General features: G+C 65.0%; 15 protein-coding genes. 11 read left to right on the top strand and 4 right to left on the bottom strand.

Features of this window, described 5'->3' with window-relative positions:
• Nucleotides 1–90: 90 nt before the first annotated feature.
• The 3 genes from HNP71_RS09315 (at nt 91) to HNP71_RS09305 (ending at nt 3,855) form a co-directional block, all read left to right on the top strand.
• Nucleotides 91–768 (top strand): Tim44/TimA family putative adaptor protein, encoded by a 678-nt coding sequence (locus HNP71_RS09315; protein ID WP_183266628.1) that lies wholly within the window; start codon nt 91–93, stop codon nt 766–768.
• A 7-nt stretch (nt 769–775) separates the two neighbouring features.
• Entirely contained in the window at nt 776–1,894 is a 1,119-nt protein-coding gene (gene mltA, locus HNP71_RS09310) for a murein transglycosylase A (protein WP_183266626.1), read from the top strand.
• A 68-nt stretch (nt 1,895–1,962) separates the two neighbouring features.
• Nucleotides 1,963–3,855: a potassium transporter Kup gene (locus HNP71_RS09305; RefSeq protein ID WP_183266624.1), complete on the top strand. Its 1,893-nt coding sequence runs from the start codon at nt 1,963–1,965 to the stop codon at nt 3,853–3,855.
• A 121-nt stretch (nt 3,856–3,976) separates the two neighbouring features.
• On the opposite strand, the gene HNP71_RS09300 is transcribed toward HNP71_RS09305, so the two are convergent.
• The 3 genes from HNP71_RS09300 to HNP71_RS09290 are packed head-to-tail and all read right to left on the bottom strand — an operon-like array spanning nt 3,977 to nt 6,276.
• Nucleotides 3,977–5,140, bottom strand: a complete 1,164-nt coding sequence (locus tag HNP71_RS09300; RefSeq protein ID WP_183266622.1) for a CCA tRNA nucleotidyltransferase — start codon at nt 5,138–5,140, stop codon at nt 3,977–3,979.
• Entirely contained in the window at nt 5,137–5,700 is a 564-nt protein-coding gene (locus HNP71_RS09295; protein WP_343062380.1) for an NUDIX hydrolase, read from the bottom strand. The genes HNP71_RS09300 and HNP71_RS09295 overlap by 4 nt, the downstream gene beginning before the upstream one ends.
• A 12-nt stretch (nt 5,701–5,712) precedes the next feature.
• A complete protein-coding gene (locus tag HNP71_RS09290) occupies nt 5,713–6,276 on the bottom strand; it encodes a DUF1285 domain-containing protein (protein ID WP_183266620.1) in 564 nt (187 codons plus the stop codon).
• A gap of 282 nt (nt 6,277–6,558) precedes the next feature.
• Here HNP71_RS09290 and miaB point away from each other — a divergent pair, with 282 nt between their 5' ends.
• The 8 genes from miaB to HNP71_RS09250 all read left to right on the top strand — a co-directional run bounded on the left by miaB (nt 6,559) and on the right by HNP71_RS09250 (nt 14,160).
• A complete protein-coding gene (gene miaB / locus HNP71_RS09285) occupies nt 6,559–7,917 on the top strand; it encodes a tRNA (N6-isopentenyl adenosine(37)-C2)-methylthiotransferase MiaB (protein ID WP_183266619.1) in 1,359 nt (452 codons plus the stop codon).
• Complete coding sequence (locus tag HNP71_RS09280; protein WP_246344156.1) at nt 7,914–8,936, top strand: PhoH family protein; 1,023 nt, start codon at nt 7,914–7,916, stop codon at nt 8,934–8,936. The genes miaB and HNP71_RS09280 overlap by 4 nt, the downstream gene beginning before the upstream one ends.
• A 124-nt stretch (nt 8,937–9,060) precedes the next feature.
• A complete protein-coding gene (gene ybeY, locus HNP71_RS09275; RefSeq protein WP_343062378.1) occupies nt 9,061–9,426 on the top strand; it encodes an rRNA maturation RNase YbeY in 366 nt (121 codons plus the stop codon).
• The gene (locus HNP71_RS09270; RefSeq protein WP_183266617.1) at nt 9,423–10,307 is read left to right on the top strand and encodes a hemolysin family protein; all 885 of its coding nucleotides are present in this window, start codon (nt 9,423–9,425) and stop codon (nt 10,305–10,307) included. Before ybeY ends, HNP71_RS09270 begins: the two co-directional genes overlap by 4 nt.
• A gap of 172 nt (nt 10,308–10,479) precedes the next feature.
• Entirely contained in the window at nt 10,480–11,445 is a 966-nt protein-coding gene (trxB, locus tag HNP71_RS09265) for a thioredoxin-disulfide reductase (protein WP_183266615.1), read from the top strand.
• Entirely contained in the window at nt 11,445–12,356 is a 912-nt protein-coding gene (locus HNP71_RS09260; RefSeq protein WP_246344154.1) for a LysR family transcriptional regulator, read from the top strand. The genes trxB and HNP71_RS09260 overlap by 1 nt, the downstream gene beginning before the upstream one ends.
• A gap of 329 nt (nt 12,357–12,685) precedes the next feature.
• On the top strand, nt 12,686–13,864 hold the full coding sequence (locus HNP71_RS09255) for an acetyl-CoA C-acyltransferase family protein (protein ID WP_183266614.1): 1,179 nt from the start codon (nt 12,686–12,688) through the stop codon (nt 13,862–13,864).
• A complete protein-coding gene (locus HNP71_RS09250) occupies nt 13,861–14,160 on the top strand; it encodes a DUF167 family protein (RefSeq protein ID WP_183266613.1) in 300 nt (99 codons plus the stop codon). Before HNP71_RS09255 ends, HNP71_RS09250 begins: the two co-directional genes overlap by 4 nt.
• A gap of 69 nt (nt 14,161–14,229) precedes the next feature.
• Here HNP71_RS09250 and HNP71_RS09245 read toward each other — a convergent pair whose 3' ends face one another.
• The gene (locus tag HNP71_RS09245) at nt 14,230–14,682 is read right to left on the bottom strand and encodes a tryptophan-rich sensory protein (RefSeq protein ID WP_183266611.1); all 453 of its coding nucleotides are present in this window, start codon (nt 14,680–14,682) and stop codon (nt 14,230–14,232) included.
• Nucleotides 14,683–14,686: the final 4 nt, after the last annotated feature.

The raw sequence follows: 14,686 nt of genomic DNA, 5'->3' as shown, positions 1-14,686 counted from the left end.
TTATGTCCCAGGGGGGCCGGGTTGGCCAGCCTGGATCAGCCGCTTGCTTTCATCTAAGCCTTGTCGCAGAGTTTCCCGATAGAGGGTTCAGTGCAGGCAAACGCGTTACAATCCCTTGGCGGTTTCCCCGTCATCCTTATTAGCTTCGCAGGCGTGGCGATCTTCCTCGTCCTGCGTCTGCGTGGCGTGCTTGGCCGCCGCGTGGGGTTCGAGCGTCCGCCCATGCCCCAGGGTCCCGCACCCGGCCAGGCTTCCGGCCCAGTCATCGAGGGTCAGGCCTTCCCCGTGCAATCCGGCCATGTGGTGCCGGATCCCGGCTCTCCCCTGGGCCAGAAGCTGATGCAGATCGTCAGCCGCGACCAGCATTTCGACCCGCCGCAATTCCTGTCCCAGGCCGAGACCTCCTTCCGCCTCATCGTCACCGCCTTCGCCGCCGGCGACCGCACGGCGCTCAAGCCCCTGCTCACCGAGCATGTGTTTGAGACTTTTGAGGCCGCCATCACCGCGCGCGAGCAGGCGGCCGAACGCCACCAGACCGAGATCAAATCCATCCCCGAAGCCCGCATCGAGGACGCCCAGCTCCTGGGCGACACCGCCGCCATCATCGTCCGCTTCACCTCGGACCAGGTGAACATGGTGCTGGACGCCGAAGGCCACCCCAAGATCGGCACCGACGCCGTGACCGAGCTCACCGATCTCTGGACATTCGAGCGCAACCTCAAAGGCCCCGAACTTACTTGGCGCCTCGCCGCCGCGCGCACCGGCTGATTCCCCCATGCCCCGCCTCTCCCAGAACCATCTCTGGCCCGCTCTTTCCCTTCTTGCCCTGGCCAGCTGCGTGCAGCCGCAAACCAGCGCCACGCTCAACCTGCCCGGCGCCCCGCCCGGCAACGCCGTCTCCTTCTCGGATCTTCCCGGCTGGAGCACCGACAACACCTCCGGCGCGCTGGAAGCCTTCGTCACCGGCTGCAAGACCATCACCACCATGCCGCCCGACCAATCGCTCGGCGGCTCTGGCCTCGCCCAATCCGCGGGCGGGCAGGCCGGGCAATGGTCCGCCGCCTGCACCGCCGCCAAGGCCATCGCCCCCAACGATGACACCGCCGCGCGTCAATTCTTCGAGAGCTATTTCGTTCCCTACGCCGTCTCCGGCCAGGCCCTGATCACCGGCTATTTCGAGCCCGAGTTCCCCGGCTCCAAGAACCCGGCGCCCGGCTACAAGGTGCCGCTCTATTCCAAACCGGCGGACGACACCCTCGCCTCCCTGCCCCGCTCCGCCATCGACGCTGGGGCCCTGAACCGCAAAACCCCGGTCACCGCCTATCTGGCCGATCCGGTGGACGCCTTCATGCTGCAAATCCAGGGCTCGGGGCGCATCATACTCTCCAATGGCCGCACCCTGCGGGTAGGCTTCGGCGGCCAGAACGGCCAGCCCTACACCCCCATCGGGCGCATCCTGGTCCAGCAGGGCGATCTCGCGGCGGACGATGTCAGCTACCAGAGCATCTCCGCTTGGCTGAAAGCCCACCCCGCCGAGGCGCAGGGGATCATGGAGCAGAACGCGCGCTACGTGTTCATCAAGCCGCTCGGCTATCTGCCGGATGACGAAGGCGCCCCCGGGTCGCTGGGCGTGCCCCTCACCGCCGGGCGCTCCCTGGCGGTGGACAAATCCGTCATTCCCCTCGGCACCCCGGTTTTCGTCGCCACCACGGACCCAATCACCCAATCCCCGCTCGAGCGCCTGACCATCGCGCAGGACACGGGCGGCGGCATCCAGGGGCCTGACCGGGCTGATCTCTTCTTTGGCGCCGGAGCCGATGCCGAAACCACCGCTGGCTCCATGCGCCAGCCCGGTAAACTTTTCGTGCTGCTGCCCAAACCGGCCGGGCAATAGGGCATGAACTTGCCGCCGCCGCGCCAAACCGGCTACAGCGGCGGCTCAAAAGCATCAGGGTGATATGAATGAGTTCTGATCCGCACCACGGAACGGGTGCCAGCGAACAACTGCGTCTTGGCGCCCTCATCGGCGTTCTCGGCGTTGTTTATGGCGACATCGGCACCAGCCCGCTTTACGCGCTACAGACCTGCCTCAGCTACTTCACACACGGCAGGCTCACCAACGCCGACGTGCTGGGCATGCTCTCCCTCATCACCTGGGCGCTGATCATCACGGTGACGCTGAAATACGTCACCTTGATCATGCGCGCCGACAATAACGGCGAGGGCGGCACGCTCTCCCTCATGGCGCTCGCCAGCCGCGTCTCCCGCAGCGACCGCACCCGCACCGTACTGGGCCTGATCGGCATCGTCGGCGCCGGGCTGTTCTTTGGCGACGGCGTGATCACCCCCGCCATTTCCATCCTCTCGGCGGTCGAGGGCATCCAGGTCGTCTCTCCCGAGACCTCCCATCTCGTCCTACCCATCGCCCTGTTCGTTATTCTCTTTTTGTTCCTGGTGCAGCGCCACGGCACGGGCAAGGTCGGCCGCGCTTTCGGCCCGGTCATGGTGCTCTGGTTCCTCACACTTGGCAGTCTCGGTTTCGTCCAGATCCTCCACCACCCCTTCGTTCTGGAGGCGCTCAGCCCCAGCTTCGGCATCGAATTCCTCATCAACCACGACACCATGGCCTTCGTCACGCTGGGCGCCGTGGTGCTGGCCGTCACGGGTGCCGAGGCGCTCTATGCCGACATGAGCCATTTCGGCAAAAAGCCGATCCGCGTCTCCTGGCTGTTCTTCGTGCTGCCATGCCTCATCCTTAACTATTACGGCCAGGGCGCTCTGGTCATCTCCGACCCCTCGGCGGCCGACAACCCCTTCTATAAGCTCGCCCCGCACGTGCTGCAGGTGCCGATGATCATGCTCGCCACCCTGGCCACGGTCATCGCCAGCCAAGCGGTCATCACCGGCGCGTTCTCGGTCTCGCGCATGTGCGTGCAGCTCGGCCTGTTGCCGCGCATGGAGGTCCGCCACACCAGCGCCATGGAGGCGGGCCAGATCTACGTGCCCCAGATCAACACCATCCTCGCCATAGGCGTGGTGATGCTGGTGCTCACCTTCGGCTCCAGCGCCGCCCTGGCGTCGGCCTACGGCATCGCCGTCACCGGCACCTTTTTGTGCGACAACGCCCTCGCCGCCTTCGTTTACCGCCGCCAGTTCGGCTGGATGCGCTGGGCGGTGATCGCCGTCTTCGGCGCTATCGGCATCGCGGATTTCGCCTTCTTCGCAGCCAACTCGATGAAGATTTTCGAGGGCGGCTGGGTGCCTCTGGCCATTGGCCTCAGCATCATCCTGGTCATGACCACCTGGCGCCGCGGCCGCGGGCTGATCATGGCCCGCTGGGTGCAGGACTCCCTGCCCCTGTCCTCCTTCCTGGCCCGCCTGCCGCAATCGCGCATCGTGCGCGTGCCTGGCACCGCGGTGTTCATGACTGGCAATCTGGACTTCGTGCCGAACGCGCTGCTGCACAACCTCAAGCACAACAAGGTGCTGCACGAGCAGGTGTTCTTCGTCACCGTGCGCAACATGGATGTTCCCTACGCCGACCCCGCCGACCGGGTGAAGGCCGAGGAGGCCGCGCCGGGCATCTATAAGGTGACGCTGTATTACGGCTTCATGGAGAGCCCGAACGTACCACAGGCGCTGGAGAGCCTCTCCGCCCAGGGCATCGACTTCAAAGCCATGCAGGCCAGCTACTTCCTGGGCCGCGAGACCGTGGTACCCGCCTCGGTGCCCAAGCTGCGCTTTATCCGCCGCTGGCTGTTCCTGTTCATGGCCCGCAACGCCATCTCGGCCACCGAATTCTTCCGTATTCCGAGCGACCGCGTGGTCGAGCTAGGTGTGCGCATCGCGGTTTAAGGGGCTGTCTCAAAACAACCTCTTGAATAAGTTTATAAAAGTTTTTGGGTGCCGCCCTTTTTCCACAAAGGGCGGCATTTCCTTTGCGGCTTTTGAAAAAAGCTGCACCAAGAACTTATTGTTACTTTAAAGGGCTGATCTTTCCAGCCTCCTCTAAAACCCAGGCGCGGCAGGCTTCGGCGTCAGCCACACAGCCACCCGCCAGCCACCAATCCTGGGCCATGCGCAGCAACACGCCCATGCGTGGCCCAGGCGACACCCCCAGAGCCGCCAAATCTCGCCCCTGCAGCGGAAATACCGGGCGGTCCAACCCGGGCAGCCTTGCCCGCAGGCTCTCCCAGCCAGGACCGGCATCGCCATAAAGCCAACTCCGGTCCATCAGCACCGCCGCGTCATCCGCCGCCAGCGCCCGGCGCAACGCCGCATCGTCATCCTCCGGGCGCGGCATCTCCCTGCGCATCAGCTTTTCCAGCCGCACCTCCTCGGCCCGGCTCAACTTCCAGCGTTTGGCAAAGTCCGCCACCTCGCCAGGCCCCAAAGCCGCCACCCGCAGCAACGAGTCCACCGGCGCACCCCGCGCCACCAAGCCGGCCAGACGCTCCACATCCGCCCCCGGCAACAGCAACTCGAGCACGCCCGTGCCCACCATCAGCCGCAGCGCGGGCACCGGATCGGCGGCCTTCAAAATCAGCTTGATCTCGCTCCACACCCGCTCTGCCGAGAGGCTCTTCACCCCCTCGCGCAGCGCCACAATCGCCGCCACCGCCTCCGCATCGGGCTCCCCCCGCGCATAGCGGGCATAGAAGCGGAAAAAGCGCAGCACCCGCAGATAATCCTCCCGGATGCGCGTCGCCGCCTCGCCCACAAACCGCACCCGGCCAGCAGCCAGATCCGCCCGCCCGCCAAAATAATCGTAAATCGTGCCGTCCCGCGTCGCGGACATGGCGTTGATGGTGAAGTCCCGGCGGCTCGCATCCTCGCGCCAGTCGTCGGTGAATTCCACCACGGCATGCCGCCCGTCGGTCGCCACATCACGGCGCAACGTCGTCACCTCAAAGCCCTGCCCCTCGGCGACCACCGTAATCGTGCCATGCGCCAGCCCTGTCGGCACCGCCTTCAACCCCGCCGCGCGGGCGCGCTTTATCACCACCTCTGGCGCCAGCGGCGAGGCGAAATCCACATCCGCCACCGGGCACCCGACCAGCATGTCGCGCACTGCGCCGCCCACCATCCGCGCCTCGGGCAGCGCATCCCACACGCGGTCCATGCCGGGCAGGGTTATCATTCCTCCCCCCGCAACCGCAGGGCCAAACGGCGCAGCATCTCTCCCGTCGCACCCCAGATCACATGGTCCCGATGCGGCCAGATATAGAAGGCCAGCTCCCGCCCGCTCATCACCGCCCGGCGCCGACGCGGCAACGCCGGGTCCAACAGCACCTCGAAGGACAGGCAGAAAATCTCCTCCACCTCGCCCGGCTCCGCCCGCAATTGCACGTTTTTGGGCACCAGCCCGATCACCGGGGCGATATGGAACCCGGTCAGGGTCACATGGTCATCCATCCGCCCGAGGATTTCCACGCATCCCGGGTCCAGCCCGATCTCCTCCTGCGCCTCGCGCAGCGCCGCCGCCTCGGGCGAGTCATCCTGCGGCTCGATCTTGCCACCAGGAAAAGACACCTGCCCCGCATGGCTCGGCATCGCCGCCGCGCGCCGGGTCAGCCACACTCCCCGCTCCGGCTCCAGCGCCACCAGCACCGCCGCCGGCTTGTGTCTCGGCGCGGAAAGCCGGGCATGGCCAAACCCAGGCGGCAGCCTGCGGCGCAATTCCGCCTCGGTCAGGGGCACGGCCAAGGCCGCTCAGTCTTCGCAGCAGGAGGCGAGATCACCCAGCGAGAAAAACGCCCCCTTGCTCCACACCCCCAGCACCTCGCGCCCGCGCAGCATTCCTGGTTCGGCCAGGGCCACCATCTCGTAATAGGTCGCGCGGCATATCCGCGCCTCGATCGGGTATCTGCCTCTGCCATCACGCACATGAAGATACGGCGTCGGCTCGCAACTGAGCAAATCATGCGCGATGCGGATCGGATGCTCAGGCCCAGCGGTGATGCATTTATCGGTATTGGTGCGGAAACACAGCACTTGGTCGCGCCCGTGGCCCTTCCAGCTCATCTCCACGGCCACCAGCGGGGCATCCTCCACCTCTATCCGCCCGCGCTCCACGGGCGTCTCCAGCAGATACTGCCCGTCCTCGTCGCGCGTCAGCACGGAGGAAAACAGGCAGACCATCTCCTTGCGGGCGATCGGGCTGCCCTTATACAGCCAAGTGCCGTCGCGCCTGATCAGGAACGGAAGCTCACCGTGCTCCACGGTGCAACGGCCGACATGCGCCGCCGCGCCAGGTTCCTCAGCCCTTTCGTTCACGATCCGTTATTTCCATTACCGCCACAGCCAGATTGCACTCCATATAGGCGGTGCCACGGCGTAATCAAATCCCGCCATCCCCTCCCATTGCGGGTCTGTTATCTTTCCGTCCCTCTTGCCAAAAACCCGCCGAAGCCAAAGCTCAACCCGATTTTTCTTGACACGGCGCGGTCAGCCGTAGCGAAATTGCATCAGGTTTACGGGGAGCTCAGTGAATTTGCGCTTGACCTGTCTCTTCACCACGCGCTTTTCCGTCCGGCAAAACCGGATGGACTTAGACGTATGAACCCGACGGACCGCAAACTCCGCAAACTGCATGTCGTGACTCATGGCTGCCAAATGAACGTGTACGACAGTGCACGCATGGCGGACGTACTCCGCCCCCTGGGCTACACCACGGTGAACAGCCCGGAAGAGGCAGACATGGTGATCATGAACACCTGCCATATACGCGAGCGCGCCGAGGAAAAGGTATTCTCCAATCTCGGCCGCCTGCGCGTGCTCAAGGAAGAGAAAGGCGGCGAGATGATGATCGCCGTCACCGGCTGCGTCGCCCAGGCCGAGGGGGAGTTGATCACCCAGCGCGCCCCGTTCGTCGATCTCGTGGTCGGCCCCCAGGCCTATCACCGCCTGCCGGAACTCATCGCCCAGGCCCACCGTAAACAGGGCGCGGTGATCGACACAGAATTCCCCGCCGAGCAGAAATTCGACCACCTGCCGGACACCGCGGCCCCGCAAGGCGTGGTCTCCTTCCTCTCCATCCAGGAAGGCTGCGACAAATTCTGCTCCTTCTGCGTCGTGCCCTATACGCGCGGCGCGGAAGCCTCCCGCCCCGTGGCGAGCGTGCTGGCCGAGGCCCGGCGCATGGTCGCGCAGGGAGCCAAGGAGATCGCGCTGCTGGGGCAAAACGTGAACGCCTATCACGGCGAGGGCCCGGCGGGCTCCACGTGGAGCCTTACCCGCCTGCTGGCCGAACTCTCCGAGATCGAGGGGCTGGAGCGCCTGCGCTACACCACCTCCCACCCCAACGACATGGATGACGAGCTGATCCTGGCCCACCGGGACAACGCCAAGCTCATGCCCTTCCTGCATCTGCCCGTGCAGTCCGGGTCGGACAAAATCCTCCAGGCCATGAACCGCAAGCACAAGGCCGACGCCTTCCGACGCATCGTGGACAAGCTCCGCAACGCCCGGCCGGACATCGCCCTGTCGTCCGATTTCATCGTCGGTCACCCCGGCGAGACGGAGGCGGACTTCCAGGACACGATGAAACTGGTCCGCGAAACCGGCTTCGCCCTGGCCTATTCCTTCAAATACTCCCCGCGCCCCGGCACCCCTGCCGCCGGGCTGGGGCAAATCCCCGAGGACGTGAAAGATTCCCGCCTCTACGAGCTGCAGGCCGAGCTGCGCCGCCAGCAGGACGAGTTCAACGCCGCCACCGTGGGGCTGACCACGCCCGTGCTGTTCACCAGCAAGGGCCGTCACGAGGGGCAGATCGCCGGGCGCTCGCTCTGGCTGAACCCCGTGGTGGTCGAGCACCCGACGGAACTGACCGGTGAGATTCACATGGTGAAAATCACCCGCAGCAACCCCAATTCTCTTATCGGCACTCTCATCAGCAAGGAGCAAATCGCCGCTTGAGCCAGATCATCATCTCATCCCCCCCCAATCCCGCCCCGCTGGCGCGCCCTCTCACCATGACCTTCGGCGACAACGCACTGCTGTCGTTGCTGCTCGGAGATCACGACCGCCATCTCGCCCGCATCGAGCAGCGTCTCGGCGTGCGTTTAGCCTGCCGCGGCAACCGCATCTCCATCTCCGGCACGCCGGAACAGATGGCCGTGGCGGAAGCCGCGCTGGCCGCCCTTTACCGGCAATTGGAACGAGGAGAGATGATCGATGGCCCAAAGGTGGACGCCGTTCTGCGCATGACCGACCCGGCCACCGAGCCGCGCCTCCCGCTGTCGGACATGCCCGCCATCCGCACCCGCAAAGGTGCCGTCGGCCCGCGCAGCAACGGCCAGGCCGCCTATATGGAACTGCTGGCCAAGCATGAGATGGTGTTCGCCATGGGCCCCGCCGGCACGGGCAAAACCTACCTCGCCGTAGCCCAGGCGGTGGCGATGCTCACCTCCGGCAAGGTGGACCGCATCGTGCTCTCCCGCCCGGCGGTGGAAGCTGGCGAGCGCCTCGGCTTCCTGCCCGGCGACATGAAGGAGAAGGTGGACCCTTACCTGCGCCCGCTCTACGACGCGCTGAACGAAATGCTCCCCGGGGAGCAATTCACCAAGCGCCTCACCACCGGCGAGATCGAGATCGCCCCACTCGCCTTCATGCGCGGCCGCACGCTGGCCCACGCCTTTGTCATCCTCGACGAAGCCCAGAACACCACCCCGGTGCAGATGAAGATGTTCCTGACCCGCATGGGCGAAGGCACGCGCATGGTCATTACCGGGGACCTCTCGCAGATCGACCTCCCCCCCAACACCCGCTCGGGTCTGGCGGACGCGCTGGAGACGCTGGAAGGCATCCAGGGCATCGGCGTGGCGCGCTTCGCCAATTCCGACGTCGTGCGCCATCCGCTCGTTGGGCGCATCGTGGAAGCCTACGACCAGCGCCACGCGGCAGCCAAGGAACACGCCCGCGAAAAGCAGGGCTGACAGGCTGCTTGTTGACTTGCTCCGGCGGGTTTGCAAACAGACTGACGTACAGATGGAACCTGGAAGTATAAGCCCCTTCGGGGGAGCTGAGATTATCGTCACTGACCGGCGCTGGCGCCGGCATGTGCGGCATTTGTCCCTTATTGTACGGCGCACGCTGCAAGCCGCCGGCTGCGGCGCCGGCGTGGTGCTTACCGACGACCGCACAGTAAAGCGGCTGAACTACCGCGACCGCGGCAAGAACAAGCCAACCAACGTGCTAACCTACGCCAACCCGCCGGAAATGCTTCTGGCCTTTGGCGTGGTGGCGCGCGAAGCGGCACGCGAGAGCAAGAGCATCACCCAGCATTTGCAGCATCTTCTGGTGCATGGCGCGCTGCACCTGCACGGCTACGACCACCACCATGCCGGCGAGGCGCGGGAGATGGAGTCCGAGGAGGCTCGCATCCTGGCGCGGCTGCATGTGCCCAACCCCTGGAAAAACCGATGAGCGGCGCCCTTTCCCGTCTGCTCAACCGGCTGCGCAACACCGAGCAATCGGTGCGCGAGTCCATCGCCGAGCTAGTGCAAGAGGCCGAGGGCGCGGGCGACACCTCCGGCGGGCTGGCGGGCCTCACCCCGCATGAGCGCGCGCTGCTCGCCAACGTGCTGCGCCTGCGCGAGATCACCGCGGACGACGTGATGGTCCCCCGGCCGGACATCATAGCCATGCGCGCCGATGTCACGCTGGAACAGGCCCTGAAGCTGATCCGCGAGGAAGGCCATTCCCGCCTGCCCGTGTACCGCGAGCATCTCGATGACCTCGTCGGCATGGTCCATATCAAGGACGTGTTCGCCTATACCGGCCCGGCGGCGGAATTCTCGCTGGAGAAGCTCCTGCGCAAGCCGCTGCTGGTCGCGCCCCAGATCTCGGTACTCGACCTGCTGCTGCAAATGCGCCAGACCCACACCCATCTCGCCCTGGTGGTGGACGAATATGGCGGCGTGGACGGGCTGGTGACGATCGAAGACCTCGTCGAGACCATCGTCGGCGATATTTCCGACGAACATGATGAGATTGAAGGTCCCATGCTGGTCGAGCGTGCCGACGGTGTGCTGGAACTGAACGCCCGCCTGCCGGTGGAGGAGTTCGAGGCCAAGCTCGGCCCCGTACTCACCGAGGTCGAGCGCGACGCGGATATCGAGACCATTGGCGGGCTGGTGTTCAACCTCGCCGGCAGGGTGCCCGCCAAGGGCGAAATCATCCGCCATCCCTCGGGCATCGAGTTCCTGGTGCTGGAGGCCGATGCGCGGCGCATCCGCCGCCTGCGCGCCCGCCGCCCCGCCGATCCGGGGGAAACCTCCCCCGCCACCCCCGCGCCAAAAGCATGACTGCCAGCCCTACAACCCGGCCTTGTAGGGCGCATGGGTGGAATGCGGAGAGAGGGAAAACGTGGGAATCAGTGGCAAAACACGCCGCGCCATACCGTGACACTCTCTTGTATCGGCGCGAATTCAATGGATATGTAGGACTTCTAAAAGAAATCCCGAAAGACACACGGCAATGGGTGAGTTGAGAAAGACGAAGGTTCTGATCATCGGCGCAGGCCCGGCGGGCTATACGGCGGCGATCTACACCGCGCGCGCCAATCTCCAGCCCGTTCTCGTGGCCGGGCTGCAACCCGGTGGCCAGCTCACCATCACCACCGATGTCGAGAATTATCCCGGCTTCGCCGAGCCCATCCAGGGCCCCTGGCTGATGGAGCAGATGGCCAAGCAGGCCGAGCATGTCGGCACCGAGATCATGTACGACCTCATCACCAAGGTCGATTTCTCCGCCCGCCCCTTCCGCGCCTGGACCGATGGCGGGGTAGCGTTCGAGGCCGAGACCGTGATCATCGCCACCGGCGCCCAGGCCCGCTGGCTGGGGCTTGAGTCCGAGCAGAAATACCAGGGCGCGGGCGTCTCCGCCTGCGCCACATGCGACGGCTTCTTCTACCGCGGCAAAAAGGTCGCGGTGGTCGGCGGCGGCAATACGGCGGTGGAAGAGGCGCTCTACCTCACCCATCACGCCAGCCATGTCACCCTCATCCACCGGCGCGACAGCCTGCGCGCCGAGCGCATCCTCCAGCAACGCCTGTTCGAGAACCCGAAGATCACCGTGATCTGGGACCACGCCGTGGACGAAATCCTCGGCTCCGGCACCCCTGAGGTTGTCACCGCAGCGCGGCTGAAGAACGTGAAGACCGGCCAGACCCAGGAGATCGGGGTGGATGGCGTGTTCATCGCCATCGGCCATTCCCCCACCACCGCGCTGTTCAGCGGGCAAGTGGAGCTGGACAGCGAAGGCTACGTGATCACCAAGCCGGGCACCACCGAAACCTCCGTGCCGGGCGTATTCGCCGCCGGGGATGTGCAGGACAAGATCTTCCGCCAAGCGGTAACGGCGGCGGGCACAGGCTGCATGGCAGCGCTGGAAGCCGAGAAATTTCTGAGCCAAATTCCACTACACGTGAACGAGGCGGCATAATGACGGGGCAGAAAATGGATTGGGATAAGCTGCGAGTCTTCCATGCGGTGGCGGAGGCTGGCAGCTTCACCCACGCCGGCGATACCCTGAACCTCAGCCAGTCGGCCGTCTCGCGGCAGATTTCCGCCCTCGAGGAAGCGCTCTCGGTTCCCCTCTTCCACCGCCATGCGCGCGGGCTCATCCTTACCGAGCAGGGCGAGGCGCTGAACCGCACGGTGCGCGAGGTTTTCGCCAAGCTGGCGATGACCGAGGCGCTGCTGGCGGAAAGCAAGGAAAAGCCGGCCGGCCGGCTGAAGGTGACAACCACGCACAGCTTCGGCGTGACATGGCTGGCCCCGCGGCTGAAGAATTTCATCAACGCTCATCCGGATGTCACCGTATCGCTGCTGCTGGATGATACGGATCTCGACCTCGCGATGCGCGAGGCGGATGTCGCCATCCGCATGCACCCGCCCCACCAGCCGGACCTGATCCAGCGGCATCTGGGCGAGCTGAAAAGCCATATCTGGGCCTCGCCCGAATACGCAAAGACGCACGGCCTGCCGGAAACGGTGGAAGACCTCGACAAGCACAAGCTCATCCTCTTCGGCGACCGCAAGCCCCCGGTGCCGGATGTGGACTGGCTGGGCGATCTCGGCCGCAAGGACGGCACAGCCCGCCGCGGCGCGCTGGAGATCAACTCCCTGCAAGCCATCCTGGCCTGTATCCGCGCCGGGCTTGGTATCGGCTCCGTCCCGGATTATCTGGTGCAGGACACCACCGGCCTCGTTCCCGTGCTGCCGGATGTGAAGAAGCCTAACATCAACATGTACTTTGTGTACCCCGAGGAGCTGCGCAACTCGAAGCGCGTCTCCGTCTTCCGCGACTTCCTGGTGAATTCTATTTCGGAACGTAACGGAGCCAAGCACTAAATCCGGGGATTTCTTGAAGTTTTCTGGCGCGCTGGAACAAGCTGATACAAAAAATCAACTGCATTACCATTTTAACACTTAATTTTTTCCAGCTGTGGCTTATATACAACACGTCCGGTGTGAGCCGGACATCATCCGGTTCGGTTGAACCGGATTGGGACTTCGGTCCCAACGTCTCCCAGACGTGAAGCCTCCCTGTTGACTTGACCCGCTGGCCCCTCAACGTGGCTGGCGGGTTTTTTTATGCCGCTATGGCAGCGCATTTGCCCTTTGTCTTCGCTTCATCGTATCTTTTGCGCAACGCACAACATAGCAAGAGGAGCACGCCAATGACCGACGTTTTCATTCTCTCCGGCCAACGCACCGCGATCGGCGATTACGGCAAGGCGCTGAAGGATGTCCCCCCCACAAAGCTCGGCGAAATCGCGATCCGCGCCGCCCTGACCAAATCGGGGGTCGAGGCCAAGGATATCCAGCAGGTAGTGCTGGGCAATGTCATCCACACCGAACCCAAGGACGCCTATGTCTCCCGCGTCGCGGCGGTGAATGCGGGTATCCCGGTCGAGGCCCCGGCGCTCACCGTCAACCGGCTTTGCGGCTCGGGCCTGCAGGCGGTGGTTTCCGCGGCGCAGAGCATCATGCTGGGCGATGCCTCGCTGGCCGTGGCCGGTGGCGCTGAGTCCATGAGCCGTGGCGGCTATCTGATCCCCTCCGAGCGCTGGGGTGCCCGCCTGGGCGACAGCAAGGTGATCGACATGGTGGTCGGCGCATTGAACGACCCGTTCGGCCACGGCCATATGGGCATCACCGCCGAGAACGTCGCCGCCCGCTATGGCATCACCCGCGCGCAACAGGACGCGTTCTCCGCTGAATCCCACCGCCGCGCGGCCGCAGCCATCGCCGCCGGGCATTTCAAGGAGCAGATCACCCCGGTCGAACTGCCCTCGCGCAAAGGTACCGTGATTTTCGATACCGATGAGCATGTCCGCGCTGAAACCACTGCGGAAACGCTGGCCGGGCTGAAGCCCGCCTTCCAGAAGGACGGCACGGTGACGGCAGGCAATGCCTCCGGCCTGAACGACGCCGGCGCCGCCCTGGTGCTGGCAAGCGGCGCCGAGGTGGCCAGCCGCGGGCTGAAGCCGCTGGCGCGCATCGTGGCCTACGGCCATGCGGGCGTGTCGCCGGAGGTGATGGGCCTCGGCCCGATCCCGGCCTCGCAGAACGCGCTGCGCAAGGCGGGGCTGAATATCGCGGATATCGACGTGATCGAGTCCAACGAGGCCTTCGCCGCCCAGGCCTGTGCCGTGGCCAAGGATCTCGGCCTCGACCCCGCCAAGGTGAACCCCAATGGCGGCGCCGTAGCGCTCGGCCACCCTATCGGCGCATCGGGCGCCATCATCGCCATCAAAGCCATCTATGAGCTGCACCGCACCGGCGGGCGCTACGCGCTGGCCACCATGTGCATCGGCGGCGGGCAGGGCATCGCCGTCATCTTCGAGCGGGTGTGAGCTTCTACCTGCAAACGGCGGCGGGGCTGGTCCTCGCCGTCAAGGCGCAGCCGGGGGCCAAGCGGGTGCAGATCGGCCCGGTCCTGCCCGCGGCCGCTGCGCTTGGCTGGCCAGAGGCACGGCTGAAAATCGCCATCAACGCCCCGCCAGAGGATGGCAAGGCGAACGCCGCGATCATCGCCGCCCTGGCCGACTGGCTGCACGTAAAAACCTCCGCCATCAGCCAGACGGCGGGCGCCACCTCGCGCGAGAAGAAATTCCTCATCACCGGCCCTGTCACGGTGCCAGAACTCTAAAGTAACCAACAGAATGCCGCCTTTTTTGTAAAAAAGGCGGCAACCAAAAAACTTTTGTTAGCTTTATCTTTAGTTCAGCGTGACTATCGCGGCGTTTAGAACGCTGGCGAAGCTGACCCAGGCCAGATAGGGCAAAAGCAGCACCCCGGCCGGTTTATCCTGGCGCCACGCGGCAATAACGCAGGCCAGCAGCACCGCCAGCAGGGCAAAAATCACGGCCACGGACAGCCCTAACCGGTGCGCGCCAAAAAACACCGGCGACCAGAGAAAATTCAGCCCCAACTGCAGCCACCAAAGCTTCCACGCCCAGCCGCGTTGGGGCAACCGCCAGATCCGCCAACCGGCGATGCCTATCAGCACGTAAAGCGCGCTCCACACAGGCCCGAACACCCAGCCCGGCGGCTGAAACGCCGGTTTGTGCAGTTGCGCGAACCAGGCATCCGGCAGGGCAAGCGCGCCAATCACCAGCCCCCCGCCCAACGTGAGCAGGATAAACAAGCCGAGAGCGGCGCGCTGGTTCACGGGG

Source organism: Acidocella aromatica (genome assembly GCF_014201825.1).
Classification (GTDB): domain Bacteria; phylum Pseudomonadota; class Alphaproteobacteria; order Acetobacterales; family Acetobacteraceae; genus Acidocella; species Acidocella aromatica.
This window is presented reverse-complemented; position numbering and strand designations above follow the sequence as displayed.

Coding starts and splice junctions, on each gene's coding strand:
- HNP71_RS09305 (WP_183266624.1), top strand. CDS start 1,963: ATGAGTTCTGATCCGCACCACGGAACGGGTGCCAGCGAACAACTGCGT.
- miaB (WP_183266619.1), top strand. CDS start 6,559: ATGAACCCGACGGACCGCAAACTCCGCAAACTGCATGTCGTGACTCAT.
- HNP71_RS09255 (WP_183266614.1), top strand. CDS start 12,686: ATGACCGACGTTTTCATTCTCTCCGGCCAACGCACCGCGATCGGCGAT.
- HNP71_RS09270 (WP_183266617.1), top strand. CDS start 9,423: ATGAGCGGCGCCCTTTCCCGTCTGCTCAACCGGCTGCGCAACACCGAG.
- trxB (WP_183266615.1), top strand. CDS start 10,480: ATGGGTGAGTTGAGAAAGACGAAGGTTCTGATCATCGGCGCAGGCCCG.
- HNP71_RS09260 (WP_246344154.1), top strand. CDS start 11,445: ATGACGGGGCAGAAAATGGATTGGGATAAGCTGCGAGTCTTCCATGCG.
- mltA (WP_183266626.1), top strand. CDS start 776: ATGCCCCGCCTCTCCCAGAACCATCTCTGGCCCGCTCTTTCCCTTCTT.
- HNP71_RS09300 (WP_183266622.1), bottom strand. CDS start 5,140: ATGATAACCCTGCCCGGCATGGACCGCGTGTGGGATGCGCTGCCCGAG.